Raw genomic sequence first — 24,518 nt, forward strand, 5'->3', positions numbered from 1 at the left:
GATGAACAATGAGTGATGTAACTCAAGATGTTGTAGAGCAACCAATCGATGAATTGGTTAGCTGGGTAAAACAACACGATTTCTCATTGAACTTGTCTACTGAACGTCTGGCTTTTCTGATTGCGTTAGCCGTTTTAAGTAACGAGAGATTTGATGAAGAGTTGGGTGAGGGAGAGTTGCACGATGCGTTCTCTATCGTCACCCGCTTGTTTGAAGAAACGGGGGAAGCTTCTGCATTTCGGGCGAATAACGCCATCAATGAAATGGTTAACCAGAAGCTATTAAGCCGATTTACCAGTGAAATTACAGACGGCGCAAGCATCTATCGTTTGTCGCCATTAGCGGTTGGCATTACCGATTATTATGTGCGCCACCGAGAGTTTTCAAAGTTACGATTGTCCATTCAGCTGTCCATGGTGGCAGGTGAAATGGAGAAAGCGATCGCAGCTGCAAAAGAAGGTGGTACACCAGGTCATTGGCAAAAAAATGTTTATGGTGTTTTGAAATACTCAGTGGGTGAGATTTTCGATCAAATCGACCTCAATCAGCGAGTCATGGACGAACAGCAGCAATTGGTCAAAGACCAAATAGCGGAGCTGCTGAACCAAGATTGGCGTGAGGCGATCAATAGTTGTGAAGCACTGCTCAGTGAAACATCCGATACCCTAAAAGAGCTGCAAGATACGCTGCAAGCCGCTGGCGATGAAATGCAAACTCAGATCCTTGATATTCAAGGGCTTGTTTACGGACAAGATGATTTGCAATTCGTAGAAGAAGCGCTTTACGGGCTGCAAATGAAGCTAGACCGCATTGTAAGCTGGGGTCAGCAGACCATCGATCTATGGATCGGCTACGACCGCCACGTGCACAAGTTTATCCGCACCGCTATCGACATGGACAAAAACCGCGCCTTCAGCCAGAGATTGCGACAGTCTGTAAAAGACTATCTCGACGCTCCTTGGTTGTTGACGTATGCCGACGCTGAAAGGCTGCGAGATATGCGTGATGAAGCTTTGGTTCTGCGTGATGATGAAGTCATGGGGCAGGTACCAATGGATGTCGAATACGAAGAGTTTGAGCAAGTAAATGATGAGTTGTCAGAAAGAATAAACGACATGCTCAAGGCTCATAAAGAGCGAGGCGCCTCCATCGATTTGGGGGTGGTTCTACGTGATTACCTTTCGACACATCCACAAACGCATCATTTTGATTTAGCTAGAATTGTTGTCGACCAAGCCGTGCGCTTAGGTTACTCAGAATCTGATTATCAGGCGATTCAACCTGATTGGCAGGCTATCAACGATTTTGGCGCTAAGGTACAAGCAAATGTCATTGACAAATACTGAAGAATATATGCCAGAGAAACTGGCAAAAGCGATTTCTAACCCGCTGTTTCCCGCGCTGGATAGTGCACTTAGAGCAGGGCGACATATCTCCTCTGAAGATATGGACAACCACGCATTGCTGAGTGATTTCGAAACCGAACTTGCCCTGTTTTATCAACGTTATAACACTGAACTAGTGAAAGCGCCTGAAGGCTTTTTCTATCTTCGACCACGTTCTACCTCTTTGATTGGTCGAAGTGTTCTTTCGGAGTTAGACATGCTCGTCGGAAAGGTACTGTGTTTCTTATATCTGAGCCCCGAAAGGCTGGCTCATGAAGGTATTTTTACCAATCAAGAGCTTTACGACGAAATGATCTCGCTAGCGGATGAGAAAAAGCTCATGAAGTTAGTGACCAATCGGGCGACGGGTTCTGATCTCGATCGTGAAAAACTGTTCGATAAAGTCCGCACGTCATTACGACGCTTACGCCGATTAGGCATGATCATCTCTATTGGCGAAAACGGAAAATTCCGAATCAGTGAAGCGGTATTCCGATTTGGTGCCGATGTGCGTGTGGGTGATGACATGCGTGAAGCACAATTACGATTAATCCGCGATGGTGAAGCCGTTGTTCACCAACAAGAACCTAGCCAAGTCAGCTTGCTAGAAGAGCCTGAAGAAGAACAAGAAATAGAGGGTGAAGCATGATTGAAAGAGGTAAATATCAATCACTAACCATGATCAACTGGAACGGTTTTTTCGCACGTACTTTTGATATCGATGGGTTGGTTACGACACTTTCTGGTGGTAACGGTGCGGGTAAATCGACCACGATGGCGGCGTTTATTACCGCACTAATTCCCGACCAAAGCTTGCTGCATTTCCGAAATACGACAGAAGCCGGTAGCTCTCAAGCCTCACGCGATAAAGGGTTGTACGGTAAGTTACAACCGGGTGCCTGTTATGCGGTTCTTGATGTGGTTAACTCACGCAACCAACGACTATTGTTTGCCGTAAAATTACAGCAAGTGGCTGGGCGAGACAAAAAAGTCGATATTAAGCCGTTTGTTATTCAGGGTTTACCGAGTCACATCAAACCGACCGATGTACTTATTGAAAGTGTGTCGGAAAAACATGCACGTGTTCGCCAAATCAATGAAGTAAAAGAAACAGTACTTCAGCATGAAGGTGTTCATTTCAAAGCATTCTCTTCTGTTGTTGAATACCACTCGCAAATGTTCGAGTTTGGCGTGTTGCCGAAGAAACTTCGCAACAGCAGCGACCGTTCTAAGTTCTATCGATTGATTGAAGCGTCTCTATACGGCGGTATTTCTAGTGCTATCACTCGTTCATTACGCGACTACTTACTGCCACAAAATGGCGGAGTAAAAAAAGCATTCCAAGACATGGAATCCGCACTGCGTGAAAACCGCATGACGCTGGAAGCCATTAAAACCACTCAAGCTGATAGGGATTTGTTTAAGCATTTAATCACGGAGTCGACGAATTACGTTGCAGCTGATTATATGCGTCATGCGAATGATCGCCGCAACAAGCTTGAATCAACGATGTCTTTGCGCTCAGAGTTGTTTGGATCGCGTTCTCAGTTAATCGAACAGAACAACTTACTCAACCGTGTTCAAGAAGAGCTCGAACTGCTGGTTGAGCAAGAAGGCGGGTTGGAGCAAGACCATCAAGCCGCCTCGGATCATCTCCAGCTAGTTCAAAATGCTCTTCGACAACAAGAAAAAATCGAACGTTACCAAGAAGATCTAGAAGAGCTGAGCGAGCGCCTTGAAGAACAGAGCATGGTGGTTGAAGAAGCTCAGGAACGTTTGCTTGAAGCGGAAGAACAGGCTCATATTTCAGAAGAAGAAGTAGACAGCTTGAAAACGCAACTTGCGGATTACCAGCAAGCGCTGGATGTTCAGCAGACTCGTGCATTGCAGTATCAGCAAGCCGTTAAGGCACTGGAAAAAGCGAAAGAACTGGCAGGATTCGATGGTCTCACCTCTGACAATGCCACCACTCTATTGAGCGAGTTAAAGCAATCAGAGCAAGACAAAACAACCGCGTTGTTATCCATCAAACACAAATTGGATATGTCTTCTGCTGCCGCAGAGCAGTTTGAGCAAGCGTATGCGCTTATTAAGAGCATTGCAGGAGAGGTAGAACGAACTCAGGCTTCTACTGCCGCCAAAGCTAGCCTACAGAAAGCCCGTGAGAATCAACAACTGCTGCAAAATGAATCACAATGGCAAGCGCAGTATCGTGATTTAGAGAGAAGCCTTAATCAGCAGCGTGTCGCGCAGCAAAGTGTTGCGGAATATCAAAAACAGCACAGTGTAGATTTGGTCGATGAGTTAACTCTCGAGCAAGAACACGAACGTCACAGTGCAACGATTGAATCTGTTGAACATGATAAAGAAGTATTGCGTGAACAACGCAGTGAACTTCGCCGTCATCAGCAAGATGCAGACGCTGAAATCAAAAAGTTTGAAGCTATTGCGCCGACTTGGATTGCTGCTAACGATGCACTTGAAAAGCTGAAAGAGCAATCCGAATCGGATTTATACGACAGTCAGGCAGTGATGTCTGAGATGCAGCAAGTCCTTGAGCGAGAGAAGTCTCAATCGATGGCTAAAGATAAGTTAGGTGAACGACGTACTCAGCTGGATCATGAAATTGAACGCTTGGCGTCACCGGGTGGCTCTAACGATCCACGACTTAAAGGGTTAGCGGATACGTTAGGCGGTGTATTGCTTTCTGAAATCTACGACGACATCACGATTGATGATGCGCCGTATTTTAGTGCGATGTACGGCCCAGCACGTCACGCTATTGTGGTGTCTGACCTTTCAGGTATTAAAGAGAAGCTCATAGAGTTAGACGATTGCCCTGAAGATTTGTACATCATCGAAGGTGACGTAGATGCCTTCGACGACAGCTCATTCAACGCCGATGAACTTGAAGGTGCGGTTTGTGTTCAGCTAAACGATCGCCAAATGCGTTACTCTCGTTTCCCAGAAATTCCGTTGTTTGGACGCGCGGCGCGTGAACAACGTTTGTCGCTGCTGCGAGAAGAACGAGACGAAGTTGTGGAGAAGCATGCGAAAGCGTCGTTTGATTCGCAGAAGCTTCAGCGCCTTTACCAAGCGTTCAACGAATTTGTGGCGAAACATATTGGTGTCGCTTTTGAAGCGGACCCAGAGCAAGCTCTTCAGGTTGCTCGTGATAAACGTAATCAATTCGCACGCCAGTTATCTGACTTGGAAAACCGAGAACAGCAACAGCGCAGCCAGCTTACGGCATCTAAACAGGCACTGTCACTGCTTGATAAGCTAGCGCCAATGATGGGCGTGATAGAAGATGAAACCTTAGCCGAACGTCATCAAGAATTGGAAGAAAAACTCGCAAGTTTAAGTGAAGCGAAGCACTTCCAGAGCATGCATGGTAAAGCGGTTGCTCAACTTGAAAAAATTGCCTCTGCTCTAGAAGCGGATCCAGAGCAATTCGATGCGCTGCAAGCGGAGCACGAAGCAGCAGATATTGAACTTCAAGGTCTGAAAACGACGCTCTTTGCTTTGGCAGATTTGGTAGAGCGTCGTCATCACTTTAGTTATTCCGACTCAGTTGAATTACTGAATAAAAGCAGTGAATTGAGCGAGCAGTTGAAATCAAAGCTAGTGGAAGCGGAGCGAGCGCGTACGCGTCACCGTGAAGTATCAAAGCAGTCTCAACAACAGCTTAGCCAGTATAATCAGGTGCTTGCATCACTTAAAAGTTCACACCAAGCGAAAGCGGAGACAATGCAAGAATTCCGTGCAGAATTGCAAGAATTTGGTGTTAACGCGGATGCTGGGGCAGAAGAGCGTGCGCGTAATCGTCGCGATGAGCTACAAGAACGCTTACACGCTTCCCGTAACCGCAAGAGCGAATTCGAGCGCACAATCACATCGACTGAGCTGGAAATGAAAGCTTTAGCGAAGCGCTTGAAGAAAGTTCAGAAAGAATACATTGAACTTCGTACCTTTGTGGTAGCCGCGAAAGCGGGATGGTGTTCTGTTCTTCGACTTGCAAGAGAAAATGATGTAGAGCGTCGTTTACATCGACGTGAACTGGCTTACATGTCGGCAGATGAATTACGCTCCATGTCCGATAAGTCACTTGGCGCGTTGCGTTTGGCTGTTGCGGATAATGAAGACCTACGCGATGCATTACGATCGTCCGAAGATAATTCTCGACCAGAGAAAAAGGTGCTCTTTTACATTGCGGTGTATCAGCATCTTCGTGAGCGTATTCGTCAAGATATCATTCGTACAGACGATCCCGTTGAAGCTATTGAAGAAATGGAAGTGGAGCTGGCTCGTCTTACCGAAGAGCTGACTCAACGTGAAAACCGTTTGGCAATCAGCTCTGAATCGGTAGCCGCGATCATCAAGAAGACGATTCAACGAGAGCAAAACCGAATTCGTATGCTTAACCAAGGGCTATCGAACATCTACTTTGGTCAGGTAAAAGGCGTTCGTTTGAACGTGAATATTCGTGAAAGCCACGAAATTCTTCTCAATGGTTTAGCAACACAGCAAGAACAACATAAAGACCTGTTCGAAAGTACACGTTTTACGTTCTCTGAAGCGATGGCCAAATTGTTCCAGCGTGTTAACCCACACATTGATATGGGGCAGCGCTCACCGCAAGTGTTGGGCGAAGAGCTGTTAGATTACCGAAACTACCTAGAATTGAGTGTTGAAGTTAACCGTGGCTCAGATGGCTGGTTGCAAGCAGAATCGGGAGCCCTGTCTACGGGTGAAGCCATTGGTACCGGTCAATCCATTCTGTTGATGGTGGTGCAAAGCTGGGAAGAGGAATCTCGACGCTTACGTAGTAAAGATATCGTGCCTTGTCGTCTTCTTTTCTTAGATGAGGCCGCTCGTCTTGATGCGAAATCGATCTCGACACTGTTTGAACTCTGTGACCGTTTGGGCATGCAACTGCTTATTGCGGCGCCAGAAAATATCAGCCCAGAAAAAGGGACCACCTATAAACTGGTTCGTAAGGTATTTAAAGACCACGAGCACGTGCATGTTGTGGGGCTAAGAGGGTTTGGTGACACGCCTAAGGTAAGTGATGCTGCTCAAGAAGCATTGGAAGAAGCGGACTTAGTCGATTAACTTCCAAGCCTTCACTGTTATTAGCAAATAGAGTTTGCTAAGCCGAATGACGCCTTCTTTTCTGGAGGCGTTTTTTATTCCATATTTTCATTTCGAACGCACACTGTACTCAAACAAACTCAGGATGTAGGATTCAAAGCTCTACTTTTAGTTACTTGGGTATAGTAATAAGCGTATCGCAATGGCGGACAGTTTTTATGAAAAGGAAATCGCTAACGGGTCAACTCAGTGATATCGATTTACGCCTACTACGTATTTTTCGTTGTGTGGTGGAATCGGGAGGGTTTTCGGCGGCAGAGGTCGCGTTAAACATCAGCCGTGCGGCGATCAGTGCAGCAATGGCAGACTTAGAGATCCGATTGGGGTTTAAGCTTTGCCATCGCGGGCGATCGGGGTTTTCGATGACCGATGAAGGACAGCAGGTTTACCAGTACACCCTTCAATTACTGGCGTCGTTGGAGGAGTTCAAAACTCAGATTAATACGTTGCATTCGAGCCTCGTCGGTGAATTAAACATTGGTATTACGGATAACATGGTATCGATGACGGAAATGCGCATAACTAATGCTCTTGCGGAGCTAAAAAAAGCCGGGCCAGATGTCACTATTAACATTCGAATGATCCCACCGAATGATGTTGAAAAAGGGGTTCTGGATGGCACTTTGCACGTTGGAATGATTCCGCATATCCGCACGTTATCTGGGCTTCAATATGAACCTTTGTATAACGAGACGTCACTACTTTATTGCGGTTCAGGGCATCCACTGTTTTCCGAGACCGTTCAATCCGTCGATCTCACCGAGTGGGATGCAATTGTGCCTGCTTATGCACAAACGCCAAAAATTCAGTTGTTGTATAACACAATGAAAAGTTCAGCCACAGCGACAGATAGGGAAGGTATCGCGTTTCTCTTACTTACAGGGCAGTACTTAGGTTATCTACCGGATCATTTTGCTCAAAGGTGGGTTGATGATGGTGTGATGAAAGCCATTCTGCCTCAGCAATACGGTTACTCCCAGCCCTTTGCCTCCATTACACGTAAAGAGCGACGAGCAAACTTAGTGTTAGAAACGTTTTTGTCTGCGCTTAATTAAGCGTCAAAGTTTACGTCGCGCTTAAATGGCATAGAGTATGAACGAAATTTAACCGTAAAAGGTCAACATACCCTCGCCAGTTTTCCGAAGTGGTCAATTTGGTTAACGCTTTCCGTTTATATGGGAGTTAGCTTGTGTTAGAAATAAAGGCTGTTTGAGCAATAGTAGAATTTCATGGTTTCAGGTACGATTTCGAGAATTTTTTCTGATCAGGTTTTGGCTTATCTTCGCACGCTGGATGAAGAGGTTTCTGACGATCTATTACCAGAACCAGGAGAAGCTGTTCAATACTTGGAAGACGGAAGCTATCTTTATCTGAGTGATTTCTATCAGTTCCTGAATCGGGTGGAAACTTTGACAGGAAACCCGGATTTTGGCTGGGATATCTATCAAGATTTTGATTTCCGTAACATGGGCATCATGGGGTATGCGATAGTCAATTCGACTCATCTCAAAGATGCCATATCGGTCACCTGCGACTATGTTCAATTGGTGCAAAGCCATACAGAAGTATTTCTAAGACCTAGCCTCCATCACCCTGATTGTATGGACTTATGTTATCGCGTGAATTCTGAAGGTTTAGCATCGACGCATGATACCCATATGTCTCTAGGCTTTTTTATCCGCCTTATACAATATTTATGTAATCCAGATTGGAGCCCAGTACTCATTGGTTTAACGCACAGTGAGCGGAAACAAAACATCAGTGAGAAGACTCAGTCTTTGCTTCTGGCAGAGCAGCCATTCAATTTTGTCACTATAGAAAACCACATTCTGGAAGTGCAGATTGCCGCATCGGATCAGCGCTTGTATGACATTATGTGCAGCAATTTGACTGAAAAAATCGACCAACAATCTGAAACACTGTCTTTTTTCCAAGAGCTGGAAGATGTCATCTTTCAACTCTTGTCTGATGAAGAATGCGGCATTGATAAAGCTGCAGAGCACATGTGCATGAGCCGCCGTACCCTTCAGCGCAGGTTAGCGGATCACGATGTGAGCTTTTCCTATTTAGTGGACAACGTTCGTCGTCATTTCGCGTGTCAGTTGTTACATGAAGCCGCTATCTCAATGATCGATATCGCTTTAACCTTAGGTTATTCAGAACTTGCTGCGTTCGACAGAGCCTTCAAGCGCTGGCATGGAATCACCCCTACACAATACCGCGAGTTATTTTTTCCGAAGTAGCGGCTTTTCTTGAGTTGTTTCCACCTTCATAGCCTTTTGCCTCATATATAGAGTGTTTACTTATGAATCGCCGTATATTGCTTACGTGCCACTAAGTTGTCACTTCAAGTCAATACAGCGGCTCCTTACCCCTTTATCTTAATTTGGTTGTTAACAAGTTGTGAATTTCACAATTGTTCTTGGATATTCAAATTAAGAGAAGGTTTCATGGCAGTAACTCGTTCCAATTCCAAAACATCCCATCACTCTTTTACCCCTCGCGCTCGTGACTTGGGTATACCATTAGAAGGTGAAACCGCCACCTTTAATGCCATCACGGATGTAAAAGGGGTGGAAGTTGGATACACCACCTTGATTGATCCGTTGAAAAAAATGTGTACAGGGGTGACCGCCATTCTTCCTCGAGGGAAAAGAAAATCCCCAAGCCCTGTCTGGGCCGGGCAGTACGATCTGAATGGGAATGGAGAAATGACGGGTACTCACTGGATCAATGAAGCTGGGTATTTTCTCGGCCCTGTCTGTATTACGAATACGCACTCTGTCGGAATGGTGCACCATGGTGCGACCCGATGGATGATGGACACCTACGATACGCACTTCAAAGATGGTCACGCTTGGGCAATGCCCGTTGTGGCAGAAACTTACGATGGCTTTATGAATGACATTACGGCTCAGTTTGTCACTGAATCGGATGTACTTGATGCAATCAACCGAGCACAGTCTGGTTCAATAGAAGAAGGCAATGTGGGTGGTGGAACGGGAATGCAAACATACGAATTTAAGGGCGGATCGGGAACTTCATCTCGCTTGGTTAGCATCCCCGGACATGAATTTGTAGTAGGAGTTTTCGTTCAATCTAACTTTGGTTTAAGGCACGAGTTTAACGTTGCTGGTGTACCTGTAGGTCAATACTTAAACGAAAATTGCCCAATACTTCAAGCGATGGATAGCGACGCAAGAGACACAGGATCCATCGTTGTAACCATAGCAACGGACGCCCCGTTACTGCCTTTGCAACTACAAAGCTTGGCGAAGCGGGCAGCGATAGGGTTAGGCAGAACGGGTACATCTGGTGGTCACTATTCTGGTGATATCTTTCTCGCATTTTCGACAGCAAACGACAATGGCATGTCGTTCAGTTGTGGCACGGTTTTGGACGCAGTTCTGCCTTTAGAGCATGTGAATGAACATTACTTGGATGAATTTTATATGGCGACGGTTCAAGCTGTTGAAGAAGCGATTTTGAATGCCATGGTGGCAGCAAAAACGACGTTAAGCGTGAAACCAAAAGGATTGGTATTTGATGAAATTGACCATCAAAAGTTGCGTTCGCTGTTACAGAAGCACAACCGTTTAGTTGATGGGCACTAGGGTCTACAGACCCTAAAACCAATACACATTTATCTGACAAAGGACTGAAGAGAGAAGTGCAATGAATAATTCGATACAACATCCCAATTTACTGTCCATCATGATGCTAGCGTGTGCGGGAGTATTACCTGCTTTCGTGTTTCTCGTCGCCCCTGTCTTCGTCGGTGGGTTGGTTGAAACGGGAATGGCGGTTGATCAAGCTGGCTTCTTGCTGTCGGCAGAGCTAGGGGGCTTTGCTGTTGGTGGGTTAATAGCAACACTGTGTTTGAAAAACACCCAATGGACCCGAATCGTATTCGTAGCGTTGTGGATGATGATTTCTGGGAATCTAGCCAGTGCCTATATTTCTGGCAGTCATGAAAGTAGTTATGAGGTGTTGATGTGGGTACGCGTGATGTGTGGATTAGGGAGTGGAAGTTTGGCTGCCATCATTAACATTGCACTAAGCAAAGCACAAAATAGCGATCGAGCGTTTGCGTATTTGTTGTTTGCTCAACTCTCTTTCAGTGCGCTAGGCATATACTTATTCCCTAATTTCATTGCCTCTGTTGGCAGCGTTAATGTCATCTTTTATGTGCTCGCAGGATTGTGCGTATTGGTGTTCGCTGCAGCACCTATATGGACTCGAAAGCTGTCTATTTCGATCTCGCCCGTCACATCATCTTCTGATACGTCGTCGACGCGCAGTATCGTCATTCTGCTTTCTGTGTGCACAATGTTCTTTTTCTATGCTGGCGAGAATGCGGTGTGGGCGTTTTTAGAGGTCATTGCCGAAGAAGGCGGAATTGCAAACAGCGATATTGGGGCATTGCTTGGGACGATAGGCTTAGCCGGTCTTGCGGGCGCTGCGTGCGCGGTGGTTCAAGCTGAAAAACTAGGTCGACTATTTCCTATTTTGCTGACCATAGGCATTCAAGTTGTTGTTGTCATACTTTTACAAGGCAATTTGGAGACCATGCCGTTTTTGTATCTCGCTTCAATATTTAACTTTCTTTGGAATTACTGCGCGCCATATTTGTTTGCTGTCGTGGCAGATTCAGATTCTTCAGGTCGAGCGGTGGCACTTAGCATTCCAGCACTAGGTGCGGGGTTAACAGCCGGTCCTTTAGTTGTGGGGGTACTGCTACCAAGCTTCGGTTTATCTATCGTCAATACTATAGCAATTGTCGCTCTTGTATTGAGCGCGATTGCGGTACTGCCATTGATACGCAATTCGGAAGCTTTTAAAGCAGAGACAGCGAGCTAAGAGCTCCAAACATCATAGAGATAACCATTGCTTCAACTCAGATATTAAAAAATCTAGTGTAATGAAAAGTCTAGACACCCTGACGTCCTATTCAAAAGACGTTAGGGTGTTTTTTTATGGAATTAAGGAAATTAATTGCGCAAGTAAATGGTTAACTTAGCGTAACTAACTCTGTATTTAAGTTGCCTAAATTGAACATTACATTGGAGGAAGTGTGTAACCAATAAGGCGATCAGAATATGGAAGTTCAATCTTCTCAACACAGCTCCTTAACCTCTAACAGCAGTGCGTTAACCAAGAAACAGCTGGATGCGCACTGGATGGCGTTTACGGGGAACCGAGATTTCAAACGTGCGCCCAGAATCATCCAGTCTGCAAACGGTCGATATTATACCGATGATAAAGGACGCGAGATCTTTGACGGTTTATCGGGATTGTGGACCTGCGGATTGGGGCATTGTCATCCACGCATTACAGAAGCGATATCAAAGCAAGCAGCCACGCTCGATTATTCTCCGGCATTTCAATTTGGTCATCCAAAAGCCTTTGAGCTCGCAGAACGCATAGCCTCGCTGATGCCACAAGATTTAAACCGAGTTTTCTTTACAGGATCTGGATCTGAATCGGTTGATACTGCGCTAAAGATAGCGCGAGCGTATTGGAAGAAACGCGGTAAAGCCAGTAAGACAAAGTTGATTGGACGTGCCAAGGGTTACCACGGCGTGAATTATGGTGGAATCAGTGTTGGCGGTATTGGCGCTAACCGAAGCCTCTATGGTGAAGGGCTGGCGAGTGATCACCTTTCTCATACCTTGTTGGAGGAGAACTTATTTTCCAAAGGGCTACCAGAAGCTGGAGCTTCATTGGCGGATGAACTTGAAGAAAAAGTACTGTTGCATGGCGCAGATAACATAGCTGCGGTGATAGTAGAGCCCATTGCTGGGAGTGCTGGTGTGCTACCACCCCCGAAAGGGTATTTGTCCCGCTTAAGAGATTTATGCACCAAGCACGACATCTTACTGATTTTTGATGAAGTAATTACCGGTTTTGGGCGCATGGGAGCAAACAGCGCCGCGGAGCTTTTTGGAGTCAAACCCGATTTAATGACGATCGCCAAGCAGCTCACTAATGGTGCTATTCCAATGGGAGCAGTGGTCGCATCTCAGCCTATTTACGACACATTTATGGAAACGGGTGGGTCGGAGTATTTACTGGAATTACCCCATGGCTACACCTATTCAGCGCACCCAATTGCGTGTGCTGCCGCATTGGCAACATTAGACATGATTGAGCAAGAGGGGGTGATATCTCAAGTGCGTGATCTATCGCCACTCTTCGAGCAAAAAGTCCATAGCCTTCACTCTCATGACTCCGTACTCGATATTCGAAATTTTGGCTTGGCAGCCGGTCTCACGTTCTTAGCCAAAGAAGGACAACCACTGTTGCGTCCATACCAGATAGCCATGTCCTGTTGGCAAAAGGGTTTTTACGTACGTTATGGCGGCGACACGATTCAGCTTGGTGTGCCATTTCAAACAACTGAAAAAGAACTCGACACATTAATTAATGCGTTGGGCGAAGCGATAGAAGAAACGAAGGATTAAAACATGGAAACGATAGGGCATTGGATAAATGGAAGATATGTACAATCACAGGGGCGAGAGCAGGGGGTATACAACCCTGCCCACGGAGAAATACGACGAAATGTGCAGTTGGCAGAACGAGGCACGGTCGAAGATGCGATTCTCGCGGCACAAGCGGCGTTCCAAAGCTGGCGAGACACCCCAGCAACCAAAAGAGCAAGAGTCATGTTCCGCTTTAAGCAGCTGGTGGAAGAAAATCTGGAGCGATTGGCTGCTCTAATTGGAGAGGAGCATGGTAAAACCGCCAGTGATGCGATGGGAGAACTTCAGCGCGGGTTGGAAAATATTGAATTTGCGTGTGGCATTGCAGATGCCTTGAAAGGCGAACACAGTAAAAATGTAGGAACGGGCATCGATTCCTGGAGTGAATTTCAGCCGCTAGGCGTAGTTGCCGGAATCACACCATTCAATTTCCCTGTTATGGTGCCGATGTGGATGTTCCCTCTGGCGATTGCATGTGGGAATACCTTCGTTTTGAAACCATCTGAGCGTGTGCCGAGTTCCACTTTGTTGTTAGGTGAATTGCTGTCACAAGCGGGGTTGCCAAATGGTGTGTTCAATATCGTCAATGGCGACAAAGAAGCCGTGGATGTACTGCTTTCAGATGAACGAATCAAAGCCGTCAGTTTCGTTGGTTCAACCACCATTGCGGAGACGATTTATAAGAAGGCGTCGGAAAATGGTAAGCGTTGCCAAGCATTAGGTGGGGCGAAAAATCACGCTATAGTGATGCCTGACGCGGATATTGATAGTACGGTCAATCAGCTACTCGGCGCAGCATTTGGTTCATCGGGAGAGCGATGCATGGCGTTGTCTGTTGTTGTTGCGGTCGGTGATACGATTGCAGACCAATTGGTTGAAAAACTTCAGCAAGAAATGAGTAAGCTACAAGTAGGAAGCTGCGAGCAAAGCGAAAGTGATTTTGGCCCGTTAATCACGTATCAGCACCAACAAAAAGTGTCGGGCTATATTGATAGTGCTCAAGAGCAAGGCGCAGATATAGTAGTCGATGGTCGAAATATCGAAGTGGCTGGGTATGAATCTGGTTACTTTATTGGCGGGACACTCATCGATAATGTCACAGCGGAAATGACCAGTTACCAAGAGGAAATATTTGGACCGGTCCTTCAGGTGGTGCGTGTGGAGTCGATGGAAGACGCGATGTCACTCATCAACGACCATGAGTATGGTAATGGCACCTGTATTTTCACCCGCGATGGCGAAGCCGCTCGGTATTTCTCAGACCGAATAGAAGTTGGAATGGTGGGAATTAATGTTCCCTTGCCGGTTCCCGTTTCCTACCACAGTTTTGGTGGATGGAAGCGTTCACTATTTGGTGACTTGTCGGCGTATGGTCCTGATGGTATTCGTTTTTACACCAAGAGGAAAACCATTACTCAAAGATGGCTTTCAGCAGATTTACGCGAAAGTGCTCAGTTTGCTTTTCCGAGTTAAAAACCACTTTCATTATTTTGTTAGGGCCTGTTGATCTTTCGTGGTTAAATTTTGTTCGAGTTCTATGCCTTTTAATCGCGGCGCAAGGTGTGTAGCCTAGTCATTCTAAGCAAATACCTTGCAACAAAGAGTAAAAGGCATAGAAGCGAACCCTTCGGGCAGCATTTGTGGCTTATTTCTACTGCGTTATCGCTCATTGATGTAGAGCGACTACACCGAATAAGCTCTGCCTTGTATAAATCACCCACAAATTGCTGCAAAAATCATCTCGAAAGATCAACAGACCCTAAAAGCCCTTATTTGGGCTTTTTGTAATTTATGCGGTTCACGTCATTAAATCGATATGCATTTAATTGTCTTGCTTGTGTAAAATCCTTGAATTATATGAAAAACCTGACGTTAGGTTAGAGATATAAGTGCCAGTCACAGACTGAAAATAGCACTTGTCACTGTATGGCTAAGGATACAAAAATGAACTGCACAAGTTGTAATACAGGCGTTTTAGAACCTCAATTTATCGATGGTATGTTTCCTGCTCACATCTGCAATGAGTGTGAGGGAAATTGGATACTGGTTGAAGACTATGTTGCATGGAAGGAAGATAATCCAGCATACCCGATTTCAGATTCCGTTACGTGCGAGATAAGTGATACCGAAACTGCGCTTCTATGCCCACAAACGGGTACGATCATGCGCAAGCTTCGCATCTCCAGCAATATCTTACATCGCTTAGATTACAGCGTGGCTGTAGGCGGCATTTGGTTGGACAAAGGTGAATGGAGCATTATTCGTGAAGGTGGATTAGCGAACTCTTTGAATGCGGTCGTTACTTCTCAATGGCAAAAGAATATCCGCACCAACAACTCAACGGAAAATTTTATCGCACTGTATAGCGAAAAATTTGGTGACGAGACTTACAGCAAATTGAAAGAGATCCGTAAGTGGCTGGCGGAACAACCAAACAAGCATGAACTGCAGGCTTATCTAACGGCGGAGGATCCGTACTCCGCAGAACGTTAAGCTTCCATTCATCTCTATTTCGCTACATTCTTAAAAGATGGAATAAACGGAATTGCATTCTGTTTATTCCATCTTTTGTGATATTCTCATTCCACTTCTTTATCTGTAACTCGGAATAGCGATGTTTGATGCCATTAAAGACTTTATCAACCCCGGGAAAAACCCCGATCTTTCTTCAGCGCATGAGTACCAAAATTCACATCTTCCTACTTTGTGGATGCTTGGAAAAACGGGTGCCGGAAAATCCTCATTGATCCAAGCATTAACAGGGTTGACCTCTGTAGAAGTCGGTAATGGCTTCGCACCGTGCACCATGACTTCTTCTTCCTATGACTTTCCGCAAGATAAACCCGTACTGCGATTTTTGGATACGCGCGGGCTTGGTGAGGCAGAATACGATCCGACAGACGATATCCGTGTATGCGCTGAGAAAGGTCATGCTTTGTTGGTTGTGGTGAAAGTTGATGAGCCTGAACAAAGCTCAGTATTGGAAGCACTAAAGCAAATCCGTAAACAGTCTGATATTAAGCATGTTCTCGTTATTCATTCTGCTGTAAATCAAGTTGAGAAAGAGGATAGGGCAAGAATGATGTCTCATAATCAAGCTCAGTTTGAAAAAGCTTGGGGTAAAAAGCTGCCTTCAATTAATGTGGATTTTGAATGCGACTCTGAGAATTACTTCCACCTTGAGGAAATGATAAATGCACTGTCTGAAATGTTGCCGATTGTGGGATTAATGGTGAGAGATAAAGAGTTCTCTTCTTTTGAGGAAGAGAATTTTGATAAATTAGAAAATGAAGTGCTTTGGTATTCTGGCAGTGCAAGCGCTTCAGACTTAGTTCCAGCCGTTGGGTTGGTATCTGTTCCTGCTATTCAAGCAAAGATGCTGCATAGTTTGGCAAATCAGTATGGCGTGGAATGGAACAAAAGAACGTTTAGTGAATTGATTGGCACATTGGGCACCAGTTTTGGCGTTCAATATGGTGTAAAACTTGGCGCGAGGCAGTTGGTTAAGTTGATCCCTGGCTTTGGACAAACCGTGGGGGCAGTCGCTGCTGCAGCCATTAGCTTTGCAACTACTTATGGTCTTGGTCGAGCAGCATGCTATTACTTTTATCACAAAAGCAAAGATGAAACGGTCAGTAGCGAAACCATGCAACAATTGTACAAAGACGCATTCAAAAAAGGCAAAAAGGTCGCAAGTGATGACGAGAGTTAAAAAAGGGTTAAAGAGCTTAAATCGATATACTGGCGGGCTTATTGCGGTTTCTTTGATAGGCATCATTTTCCCTGCTCTTGTGTTAAGTGGGTTTGGTCTTTATGCCGTTATTGAGCATGGGTACGTTGTGCCATTTGCTATCGCTTTGTTGGTTTCGGCATTGATGATTTTCATTCCTCGTTATGTTTGGAAAAAAGCCAAAGAAAACAACCCGCAAGAAGATAGAGAAGATTTTGTTGAACCGTCGAATGATTGGTCTGATTCTGAACAAAAAATATGGTCTAGCAGCAATCAGATTATTGAGTGTCTACTCAATCAAAACGACGATTGGAGTGCATTAAAAGCACACGGTTTTGAAATTGCAGAAATGGTTGCTCAGTCTTTTGGAAAAAAAGAACTGGACTTCACTGTACCCGAAGGGCTACAGCTAATGGAAGAAATCAGCAGGCGTTATCGTCAAGTACTCAACGACCATGTCCCTGCCGTCGATATGGTGAAAGTATCTCAGATCAAATGGCTTTACGAGACGGGTGATAAGTATGGTGAAACAGCCCTAAAAGTTGGTAAACGTGGAATGATCGCGTGGAGAATACTCCGAGCAGCCAACCCCGCTGCTGCGGTTGCCAATGAGGTGAGGAGCAAAATGTTGGGTTCGATTACAGACCAGATATCCGACAATCTTCAGAGAAACGCCAAACGAGCGCTACTTCAGGAAGTGGTGAAAGTGTGCATTGACCTATACAGCGGTCGCTACACGATAGAAGACGATCAAATATCGGCGAGCAAAATCAATAAAGAAGATGAAAAACATAAAGCAACGCCGATCGAACCGGTTCGAATTACCTTGGTGGGGCAACTCAGCGCAGGCAAATCTTCTTTAGTCAACGCGCTCACAAATGAAATGAATGCAGAAGTCGACATGCTTCCTGCGACAGACAGTATTACAGTGTATCAGTGCAACATTGATGGTGATGAAACGCTAAAACTAGTAGATATGCCAGGTTTGGATGGGGACAAGAAAAGCACTAAAAGCATGCTGGAACAAATGACTCAGTCAGATCTTGTTCTTTGGGTACTTAAGGCGAATCAATCTTCTCGACAATTAGATTTGGCGTTAGCAAAAGAGTTTGAAGCGTTCTATCAGCAACCCAAAAACATTTCTCTCAAAAGACCAAAACTAATTGGTGTCGTGAATCAGGTAGATAAGCTCAAGCCCACATCAGAATGGTATCCACCCTATGATCTCAATGACACTGAAAATCCAAAATCAATGACCATTCAAGCGGCAATGGCATTTAACCAAAACCTGCTGCCATTTGATCAAGTACTTCCTCTAGCCATCCCGGAAAACAAACTCATGTATGGATTGTTAGAGCTGGAAGAGGAAATCCAGCACAAATGCGATGAAGCCAAAAATGTTCAGCTCAACCGCCAAAGAAATGAGGCAAAAGGATCAGCAGGCATATTAAAACAGGGTAAGCGCTTGTTCAAAGCGAGCGGCAAGGTGGTCAAAAATATTGTCTAGCCTTGTTGACGCTAAATGTATCTAGATGTACGTGTGCGATATCTCACTGTAAAGGTCGACAAAACGCTCCGCCCTATTTGAAATGCGTTGAATAGTTATCCATATTTGCTTGTTTTCTCAACAAAGCTGGGCAATAGTAGCCGTTTTGTTTTTCTTTGATTTAGGTAAGTGAATGATAATTAACCATGTTTCTGTGGGGGCGAGCAATGTAGAAAAGTCGGCCGCTTTTTACGACAAAGTGCTGGCAACGCTAGGGATATCCCGCTCTCATACTATTGAAGGCGAAGCGATAAGTTACGGCACTAATTTTGAATTTTGGGTTGGTTGTATTTGCGGAAAACACTCTATTTCGGGTACAGGGACACACATTGCATTTAATGCCCCTACCGAAGAATCAGTAAAGGCTTTTCATGCGGTTGCGATAGAAAATGGCGGACTGTGTGCAGGAGAGCCAGGTCCAAGACCCGAGTACGGCGATGCCTATTACGCCGCTTATATTCATGATTTGGATGGCAATAAGATTGAAGCGGTTTGTACTTAAAGCTACTGGTGGAGATAAGTAATGGCTGAACTCGAAAGCGAACCGCTTGCAAGCCAATAACGTTTTTTAGTGCGAAATTTTTCCCCGTAACTTTTTGGTTTGTCCGCGTTGTGTTTTCTTGTCCATACGCTTCATCTTGGAAGAAAAGGTAGGTCTTGTATCTCGCCGTTTTTTCTCGATGACTGCGGCGGAGCGGACGAGTTCGGCAAGTCGATTGTACGCATCTTCTCTATTTTGTTCTTGAGTTCGAAATTGTTGCGCCTTGATAACAATAACGCCGTCTTTGGTAATACGGCTGTCTTTTAATTGCAAGAGACGCTCTTTATAGAAGTCGGGTAGGGCAGATTTGTTGATGTCGAACCTCAAGTGAATGGCACTGGATACCTTGTTCACATTTTGACCGCCAGCGCCTTGGGCTCGGATAGCTTCTGTGTGTATTTCCCATGATGAAATAACCACTGAATTTGATATTTTGATCAAACCTGTACTCTCAAGCTTTGCCATAGGATCCCTATAAGGTGGAGCCATATGAGAATAAGCTCGAGCTCAGAGACCTGACTGAATTAAATTGAGCCTAGGGTATCATGTTTTGCTCATGGCATCCGAGATTACATGAACGTTGAATTTTGATCCGAGTGTGTGGCCAAATATTGTTTCAACAGCAATGATGTTTGATCCGAGTTTACCTTGAGTAAGTTAATTAACTCTTGCAGCATAGAAAGATCAGGAACTTGACCTTGGCTGGTCATTTGAAAGATTTGCTCAGACTTATTGAGCATTTTGTTTGCGTTTAGGCTACTCGCAATACCCTTCATTGTGTGACTGTGGAGCTTTATTGAATCGATGTCTTTCGTTTCAGCAGCTTCGACCAAAGCATCTATGCTTTCAATCATGGATTCTTTAAGTGTTGTTATTATCTCTACAAGCTGAGCATTATCGCCAGCACACACATCATTAATATAAAAACTCAAATCGACCTCTGATTCCGAAGTCGAATTGGCTTCATTGGGTTGCGTAAATGGCTCCAGTTCGACTACTTTGCCTTCTAACGCTCTTCTTTGCTCTATCAAAGGTTTGTGTTCAGCTAACGCATCGTTAAAGCTGTTTTTTTGCAAAGGTTTAGTGAGAACATAGTTTGCCCCAGCATCAATAAAACGGTCATGAGCTTCTTGGAATACATCAGCCGTACAACCAAATATAATGGTATTTATTTTTAACTCATTCCTGATGTATTGCGTTGCCTCGATGCCATCCAGCCTAGGCATGTGGTTGTCCATAATGATTATGTCGTATGCGTTTCCCTGCACCAGTTCTATCGCTTCCAAACCATCTCTAGCGATAGACACTTTGTGATCCAGTGAATGGCAGAATTTCTTTGTTACCATTGCATTTACCGGATTATCCTCAACGATAAGGATATCTAGCCCAATGGGCAGTGATTTGAATTGCTTTGTTTCCGGCTCATGTTGAATGGGGCGGTCTTGTGTCTGTTCGGCACTGATATGAAAGGTAAAACAGGTTCCGATACCCAAGTTACTCGATACGCTAATTGTGCCCCCCATGAGTTCTACAAGTTGTTTTACAATGGCTAGCCCCAACCCCGTTCCTCCGAAGTTTCTTGTTGTCGAGGATTCTGCTTGAATAAATGGATCAAAAATGTAAACAAGCCTATCCTGTGCGATGCCAATACCGGAATCTTCTATTTCGACGTTAATATCATAGGTGTTGTACGCTTCTGATTTGCAAGAGCAGCGAAGTTGGACGTTACCCTTTGCCGTGAATTTCACGGCGTTGCTCATTAAGTTAAATATGATTTGCCGGATCCGAGAAATATCGGCCAAAAAAACTAAATGGTCAGGAATCTGGTTATCTATTTCCAGTTCTATGCCTTTTTCATCGCAGAGTAATTGGTATGTAGAGATGATAGGGGTCAGTATTTGCTTAAAATGGAAAGGAACGGCATCAAGCTCAAGTTTATTTTGTTCAATTTTTGAAAAATCGAGAATGTCATCAAGGAGTGAGGTGAGGTGATCACCGGACTCCAGTAGAACTTCTAATTGCTCCTTATGCTCGCTGTTGGTGGTTTCACCACGCATTATTTGAGCCATCCCTAAAATGCCATTGAGTGGGGTTCTTAACTCGTGACTCATGGTTGCCAAAAAAGTGGATTTTGCATCATTGGCCACGTTCGCGCGCTCTACGGATTGTTCCAGTTTCTTTTCAAGTTGTATTTTCTTGGTGATGTCCCGTTCGACTGCGATATAACAATTTAAGTGATTATCTTCATCCCAAATGGGAGTAATGATCATGTCAATCCAGTACGGCGTTCCATTTTTGTGGTAATTGAGTATTGTCGACTCAATGTTATTTTGTTTTTCTAGGGCGTTAGAAATGCGTTGAACGGCGTACGGACAAGTCTCTTTGCCTTGTAAAACGCTACCAGGCGACTTACCGACCATTTCCTGTAAGCTATATCCTGAAAGCCTCTCAAACCCTTTATTTACCCATGTAACCAAACCATTTGGATCCGTTACAATAATGGCGTCTTTCGCATGCTCCGCGATGAGAGCATGGCTTGCGCGTTGTTTTTCCGATTCAATGACCGTCTGTTTTAATTTTAACAGTTCAACGAAAGCCAGTTTTTGGCGATGGAGACCATAAGTACAAACAAAGATGATCATGGAGAAAATGAGAAAGGCAATATTTTCAACAGAGTTGCTCACTTCGTTAGCCCAATAAGCATCAACTTTTTTGAGATGTTCTGATACACCTAAGTTCGTTAAAGCGACCTGCTTTCTATCGATTTGATGTTGTACTCTGTCTTGAAGTTGAACGTAACTGATCAACGATTGATAGGTCGTACTTTGGGATAAAGAAGAATCTTCTAGGTAAAGGCTATCAGACAAACCGCCTTGTGTTGCTGTCGAGATCACCAGCTTTTCTGTCACTGAACTGTAGCGATTAAACAACTCTTCCTGCAGCAAATTAATGGTTTTACCTGCATAGTTAAGTGAGACATTTGCACTAAGAAGGGATTCCTTTGCTCTTACAAATGCCTTAACTTTCAGCTCTGTCGCTTTGGTTTTCTCCAAGGCGCTGGCATCAAAAGGTTGGAAAATAAAGGGTGTTTCTAAAAAGTGCTCATGGATAGAGCTATTCAATTCTTCGGCAAAAAGTTCTGTTTGCACCAACATTTCGGATAATTCATCGTAGCGGCTAAAACTACGAAACTGAAAACTAAATAAGCTCTCTTGAAGTGCAATAACATTCCGGTGCAGCAAGTTATAGTTGTTTTGTAGTTGAGTGTGAACATAATGCTTATAAAGATTGAAACTCAGTGACACGATCACCAAAGCCAGTAAGCTGACCAATGTTAGTTCCTTAATCTTGCTACTGATTTTCATTAAGCAACTCCAAAAGAACAGGGGGCTTTGGCGCGGTAAGGCTATTAAGAAACGCACTCAGCTCTAAGGTGGTAACCGCATCAAGTTCCATTCCTAGTTGTACTTTCGCCATAGTTAAAATGGCTTCTTCTAACGTTTTGGCTCTGCCATCATGAAAATAGGGTGGCGTCGTGGCGACATTACGAAGCCCTGGGACTCTGAAAACATACTTGTCTTCATTGTTGCCAGTTAAGTTGTAGCGACCTAGATCCGATACTTTTTGATCTGGTGTGATATTTTGAATATTGCCGAAACGTTGGAAAAGGTTTCCTCCAAGATTTTGACCCTGATGGCACGCGACACAGCCTAACTTCTGAAAATTGAGCCACCCTTTTTTTTCAACAGTTGATAAGGCGCTCTCGTTACCCTCAAGATACAGATCAAAAGGAGAGTTCGGTGTGTTTAGAGACTTCATAAAGAGGACAAGCGCATCCTTAATGGTGTCTTTGGAAATACCGCTTTTATAGGCTGAGAGAAATAGCGATTGGTACTTCTCGTCTGCTTGGATTCGTTCAACAATGGACGCCCAATTCGAATTCATTTCTAAAGGGTTATGTATGGGACCGTCTATTTGGTGCTCCAAGCTGGATGCTCGCCCATCCCAGAAAAATCGTGTATTTAAGTTTGCATTGAATACAGTAGGGGAGTTGCGATCTCCGAAGCCGTGAACACCACGAGACACTCGAGTTTTCTCGGCACCATTAGAGTCTAGATGATGGCAACTGGCACAGCTAATTTGGTTGTTTGAAGATAGTTTTGTGTCGTTAAACAGGTGAAACCCAAGTTCGACCTTGTTTCGATCAAACTGAGTTGAGGGTGGAACAGGTTTTACAAAATCTGTGTTGTACGTTTTCTTTTCAGGAAAGCGCAGTGTTTCTCCAGACCATTGACTTGCCTGGTGAAAAAAGTAAGCCGAAAATACAAACGATACAGTTAAGCAAAGCCACCATATTCTAGATATTTTTATCATTGTCTAACTTATCCTGACATTATGTTTAGAGTATGGTTGTTGTTTGAACATTTTCAACTTAGCTCAAAGCTTTTCCTTGTGAGAAGTAAGCTGCACTACGAAGTGGGAGAGTTCTGCAACTCTAGGTGAGTTTGTTATATAGTGAAGTTTTACTTAAGTTGCTGAAATACTTCGGGAGTAGTAGATGACGTTAGATTTAGAGCAATATCATGGGTTGATATTCGATATGGATGGTACGTTGATTGACTCTATGCCTGCTCACTTAGACGCTTGGGAGCGAGCGGCGAAAGATTTTTCCATTCCATTTGATCGAAACTGGATTGCTTCCATGGGTGGAATGCCAAGTGCCAAAATTACGCTAGAGGTGAACAAGCGATACGGGCTTGAATTGGACCCGTTAAAAGTGGCCAAGGCGAAAATGGATCATTTTGAATCCACGACAGATTTTGGTGACCTCATTGATGATACATGCGATATCGTTAAGCGTTGTTTTGGGCGTAAGAAAATGGCAGTAGGGACAGGGAGCGTAAGACAAAATGCGTCTCGCATGCTTGATGAAAAAGGGCTTACACCATATTTCGATGCAATTGTAACGGCGTCTGATGTGACCAATCATAAACCCAACCCAGATACATTTTTACTTGCAGCAAAAGAGATCGGCGTAGCACCTCAACATTGCGTTGTGTTTGAGGACACAGCACTTGGTAAGCAGGCAGCTCATGCCGCAGGAATGGATTGTGTGATGGTAGCAGAAGGTGGTTTGGAGTTCTGTCCAAAGCCAATGCGTTCAGCGCAATAGACGAGTTTTCTGAAGAGCATAAAATGCAAAAGCCACCTGGCTGATAGTCAGGTGGCTTTCTCAATTCCATTGATTTTGCAGTGCGGCTTACAGCGCGCCAGCCCAAAATAGGGCGTTAGATAATGTAATTCCAAACATTACTGCCATCATTAGCAGGAAACCTGCCGCAAAACGTAGTTTTGATAACATTTTAGTAACTCATTTACAGATCTAGTTAAAATCGGCGTGATGATGCCTAAAAAGTGTGCGCTGTGCAATGTTTTTATGTTGTTAAATTACATATCGCTATGAGTTCAATAACTTAGAAAAAAATGATTTTGGTGAGATTATCTACCCATTATTTTTGTATCTGAAGAATTGCAATTAGCTATTGAGCTGTGAGGAAAATATCATTTTCCTCTTCTGTAAATATTCGTTAGAATTGCGCGTTCATTTAGCAAAGTGCATCTGTATTTGTATTTTGCCAGATGACGATTTTTTGTTTGATAGACAAACATACATACT

At 44.4% G+C, this 24,518-nt stretch carries 17 protein-coding genes; 14 read left to right on the forward strand and 3 right to left on the reverse strand.

What is annotated here, in order from left to right:
* The first annotated feature begins 8 nt into the window (after window positions 1-8).
* From mukF to CW749_RS26595, 13 genes are all read left to right on the forward strand, one after another.
* Complete coding sequence (gene mukF / locus CW749_RS26530) at window positions 9-1,346, forward strand: chromosome partition protein MukF (protein ID WP_101115483.1); 1,338 nt, start codon at window positions 9-11, stop codon at window positions 1,344-1,346.
* Window positions 1,327-2,034 carry a chromosome partition protein MukE gene (gene mukE, locus CW749_RS26535; protein WP_180958500.1) on the forward strand — a complete coding sequence of 236 codons (708 nt, stop codon included), beginning with the start codon at window positions 1,327-1,329 and terminating at the stop codon, window positions 2,032-2,034. The genes mukF and mukE overlap by 20 nt, the downstream gene beginning before the upstream one ends.
* Window positions 2,031-6,500: a chromosome partition protein MukB gene (gene mukB, locus CW749_RS26540; RefSeq protein WP_101115485.1), complete on the forward strand. Its 4,470-nt coding sequence runs from the start codon at window positions 2,031-2,033 to the stop codon at window positions 6,498-6,500. The genes mukE and mukB overlap by 4 nt, the downstream gene beginning before the upstream one ends.
* A 197-nt stretch (window positions 6,501-6,697) precedes the next feature.
* Window positions 6,698-7,594 carry a LysR family transcriptional regulator gene (locus CW749_RS26545; RefSeq protein ID WP_101115486.1) on the forward strand — a complete coding sequence of 299 codons (897 nt, stop codon included), beginning with the start codon at window positions 6,698-6,700 and terminating at the stop codon, window positions 7,592-7,594.
* Window positions 7,595-7,768: 174 nt separating this feature from the next.
* On the forward strand, window positions 7,769-8,782 hold the full coding sequence (locus CW749_RS26550; protein WP_101115487.1) for a helix-turn-helix domain-containing protein: 1,014 nt from the start codon (window positions 7,769-7,771) through the stop codon (window positions 8,780-8,782).
* A gap of 207 nt (window positions 8,783-8,989) precedes the next feature.
* Complete coding sequence (locus tag CW749_RS26555; RefSeq protein WP_101115488.1) at window positions 8,990-10,153, forward strand: P1 family peptidase; 1,164 nt, start codon at window positions 8,990-8,992, stop codon at window positions 10,151-10,153.
* Window positions 10,154-10,214: 61 nt separating this feature from the next.
* Complete coding sequence (locus CW749_RS26560; protein ID WP_101115489.1) at window positions 10,215-11,399, forward strand: MFS transporter; 1,185 nt, start codon at window positions 10,215-10,217, stop codon at window positions 11,397-11,399.
* A gap of 239 nt (window positions 11,400-11,638) precedes the next feature.
* Complete coding sequence (locus tag CW749_RS26565; RefSeq protein WP_101115490.1) at window positions 11,639-13,003, forward strand: aspartate aminotransferase family protein; 1,365 nt, start codon at window positions 11,639-11,641, stop codon at window positions 13,001-13,003.
* A 3-nt stretch (window positions 13,004-13,006) separates the two neighbouring features.
* A complete protein-coding gene (locus CW749_RS26570; RefSeq protein WP_101115491.1) occupies window positions 13,007-14,497 on the forward strand; it encodes a CoA-acylating methylmalonate-semialdehyde dehydrogenase in 1,491 nt (496 codons plus the stop codon).
* Between the two features lie 471 nt (window positions 14,498-14,968).
* Window positions 14,969-15,517 carry a zf-TFIIB domain-containing protein gene (locus tag CW749_RS26580; protein ID WP_101115493.1) on the forward strand — a complete coding sequence of 183 codons (549 nt, stop codon included), beginning with the start codon at window positions 14,969-14,971 and terminating at the stop codon, window positions 15,515-15,517.
* A 121-nt stretch (window positions 15,518-15,638) separates the two neighbouring features.
* A complete protein-coding gene (locus CW749_RS26585; RefSeq protein WP_101115494.1) occupies window positions 15,639-16,736 on the forward strand; it encodes a GTPase in 1,098 nt (365 codons plus the stop codon).
* On the forward strand, window positions 16,723-18,261 hold the full coding sequence (locus CW749_RS26590) for a GTPase (protein WP_180958501.1): 1,539 nt from the start codon (window positions 16,723-16,725) through the stop codon (window positions 18,259-18,261). Before CW749_RS26585 ends, CW749_RS26590 begins: the two co-directional genes overlap by 14 nt.
* A 172-nt stretch (window positions 18,262-18,433) precedes the next feature.
* Window positions 18,434-18,802: a VOC family protein gene (locus CW749_RS26595; RefSeq protein WP_101115496.1), complete on the forward strand. Its 369-nt coding sequence runs from the start codon at window positions 18,434-18,436 to the stop codon at window positions 18,800-18,802.
* A 66-nt stretch (window positions 18,803-18,868) separates the two neighbouring features.
* Here CW749_RS26595 and arfB read toward each other — a convergent pair whose 3' ends face one another.
* The 3 genes from arfB to CW749_RS26610 all read right to left on the reverse strand — a co-directional run bounded on the left by arfB (window position 18,869) and on the right by CW749_RS26610 (window position 23,215).
* The gene (gene arfB / locus CW749_RS26600; RefSeq protein WP_101115545.1) at window positions 18,869-19,282 is read right to left on the reverse strand and encodes an alternative ribosome rescue aminoacyl-tRNA hydrolase ArfB; all 414 of its coding nucleotides are present in this window, start codon (window positions 19,280-19,282) and stop codon (window positions 18,869-18,871) included.
* Between the two features lie 128 nt (window positions 19,283-19,410).
* Window positions 19,411-22,206 carry a PAS domain-containing hybrid sensor histidine kinase/response regulator gene (locus CW749_RS26605; RefSeq protein WP_101115497.1) on the reverse strand — a complete coding sequence of 932 codons (2,796 nt, stop codon included), beginning with the start codon at window positions 22,204-22,206 and terminating at the stop codon, window positions 19,411-19,413.
* Entirely contained in the window at window positions 22,193-23,215 is a 1,023-nt protein-coding gene (locus CW749_RS26610) for a cytochrome c peroxidase (RefSeq protein ID WP_101115498.1), read from the reverse strand. The genes CW749_RS26605 and CW749_RS26610 overlap by 14 nt, the downstream gene beginning before the upstream one ends.
* 184 nt (window positions 23,216-23,399) lie before the next feature.
* Between CW749_RS26610 and CW749_RS26615 the strand changes: the two genes are divergently transcribed.
* A complete protein-coding gene (locus tag CW749_RS26615; RefSeq protein ID WP_101115499.1) occupies window positions 23,400-24,014 on the forward strand; it encodes a beta-phosphoglucomutase family hydrolase in 615 nt (204 codons plus the stop codon).
* Window positions 24,015-24,518 lie beyond the last annotated feature (504 nt).

It is taken from the genome of Vibrio sp. vnigr-6D03, assembly GCF_002835515.1.
In the GTDB taxonomy this organism is placed as follows: Bacteria; Pseudomonadota; Gammaproteobacteria; order Enterobacterales; family Vibrionaceae; genus Vibrio; species Vibrio penaeicida.

Coding starts and splice junctions, on each gene's coding strand:
- CW749_RS26555 (WP_101115488.1), top strand. CDS start 8,990: ATGGCAGTAACTCGTTCCAATTCCAAAACATCCCATCACTCTTTTACC.
- CW749_RS26610 (WP_101115498.1), bottom strand. CDS start 23,215: ATGATAAAAATATCTAGAATATGGTGGCTTTGCTTAACTGTATCGTTT.
- CW749_RS26545 (WP_101115486.1), top strand. CDS start 6,698: ATGAAAAGGAAATCGCTAACGGGTCAACTCAGTGATATCGATTTACGC.
- CW749_RS26595 (WP_101115496.1), top strand. CDS start 18,434: ATGATAATTAACCATGTTTCTGTGGGGGCGAGCAATGTAGAAAAGTCG.
- CW749_RS26560 (WP_101115489.1), top strand. CDS start 10,215: ATGAATAATTCGATACAACATCCCAATTTACTGTCCATCATGATGCTA.
- CW749_RS26605 (WP_101115497.1), bottom strand. CDS start 22,206: ATGAAAATCAGTAGCAAGATTAAGGAACTAACATTGGTCAGCTTACTG.
- CW749_RS26580 (WP_101115493.1), top strand. CDS start 14,969: ATGAACTGCACAAGTTGTAATACAGGCGTTTTAGAACCTCAATTTATC.
- CW749_RS26590 (WP_180958501.1), top strand. CDS start 16,723: ATGACGAGAGTTAAAAAAGGGTTAAAGAGCTTAAATCGATATACTGGC.
- mukF (WP_101115483.1), top strand. CDS start 9: ATGAGTGATGTAACTCAAGATGTTGTAGAGCAACCAATCGATGAATTG.
- CW749_RS26570 (WP_101115491.1), top strand. CDS start 13,007: ATGGAAACGATAGGGCATTGGATAAATGGAAGATATGTACAATCACAG.
- mukB (WP_101115485.1), top strand. CDS start 2,031: ATGATTGAAAGAGGTAAATATCAATCACTAACCATGATCAACTGGAAC.
- CW749_RS26550 (WP_101115487.1), top strand. CDS start 7,769: ATGGTTTCAGGTACGATTTCGAGAATTTTTTCTGATCAGGTTTTGGCT.
- CW749_RS26615 (WP_101115499.1), top strand. CDS start 23,400: ATGACGTTAGATTTAGAGCAATATCATGGGTTGATATTCGATATGGAT.
- CW749_RS26585 (WP_101115494.1), top strand. CDS start 15,639: ATGTTTGATGCCATTAAAGACTTTATCAACCCCGGGAAAAACCCCGAT.
- CW749_RS26565 (WP_101115490.1), top strand. CDS start 11,639: ATGGAAGTTCAATCTTCTCAACACAGCTCCTTAACCTCTAACAGCAGT.
- mukE (WP_180958500.1), top strand. CDS start 1,327: ATGTCATTGACAAATACTGAAGAATATATGCCAGAGAAACTGGCAAAA.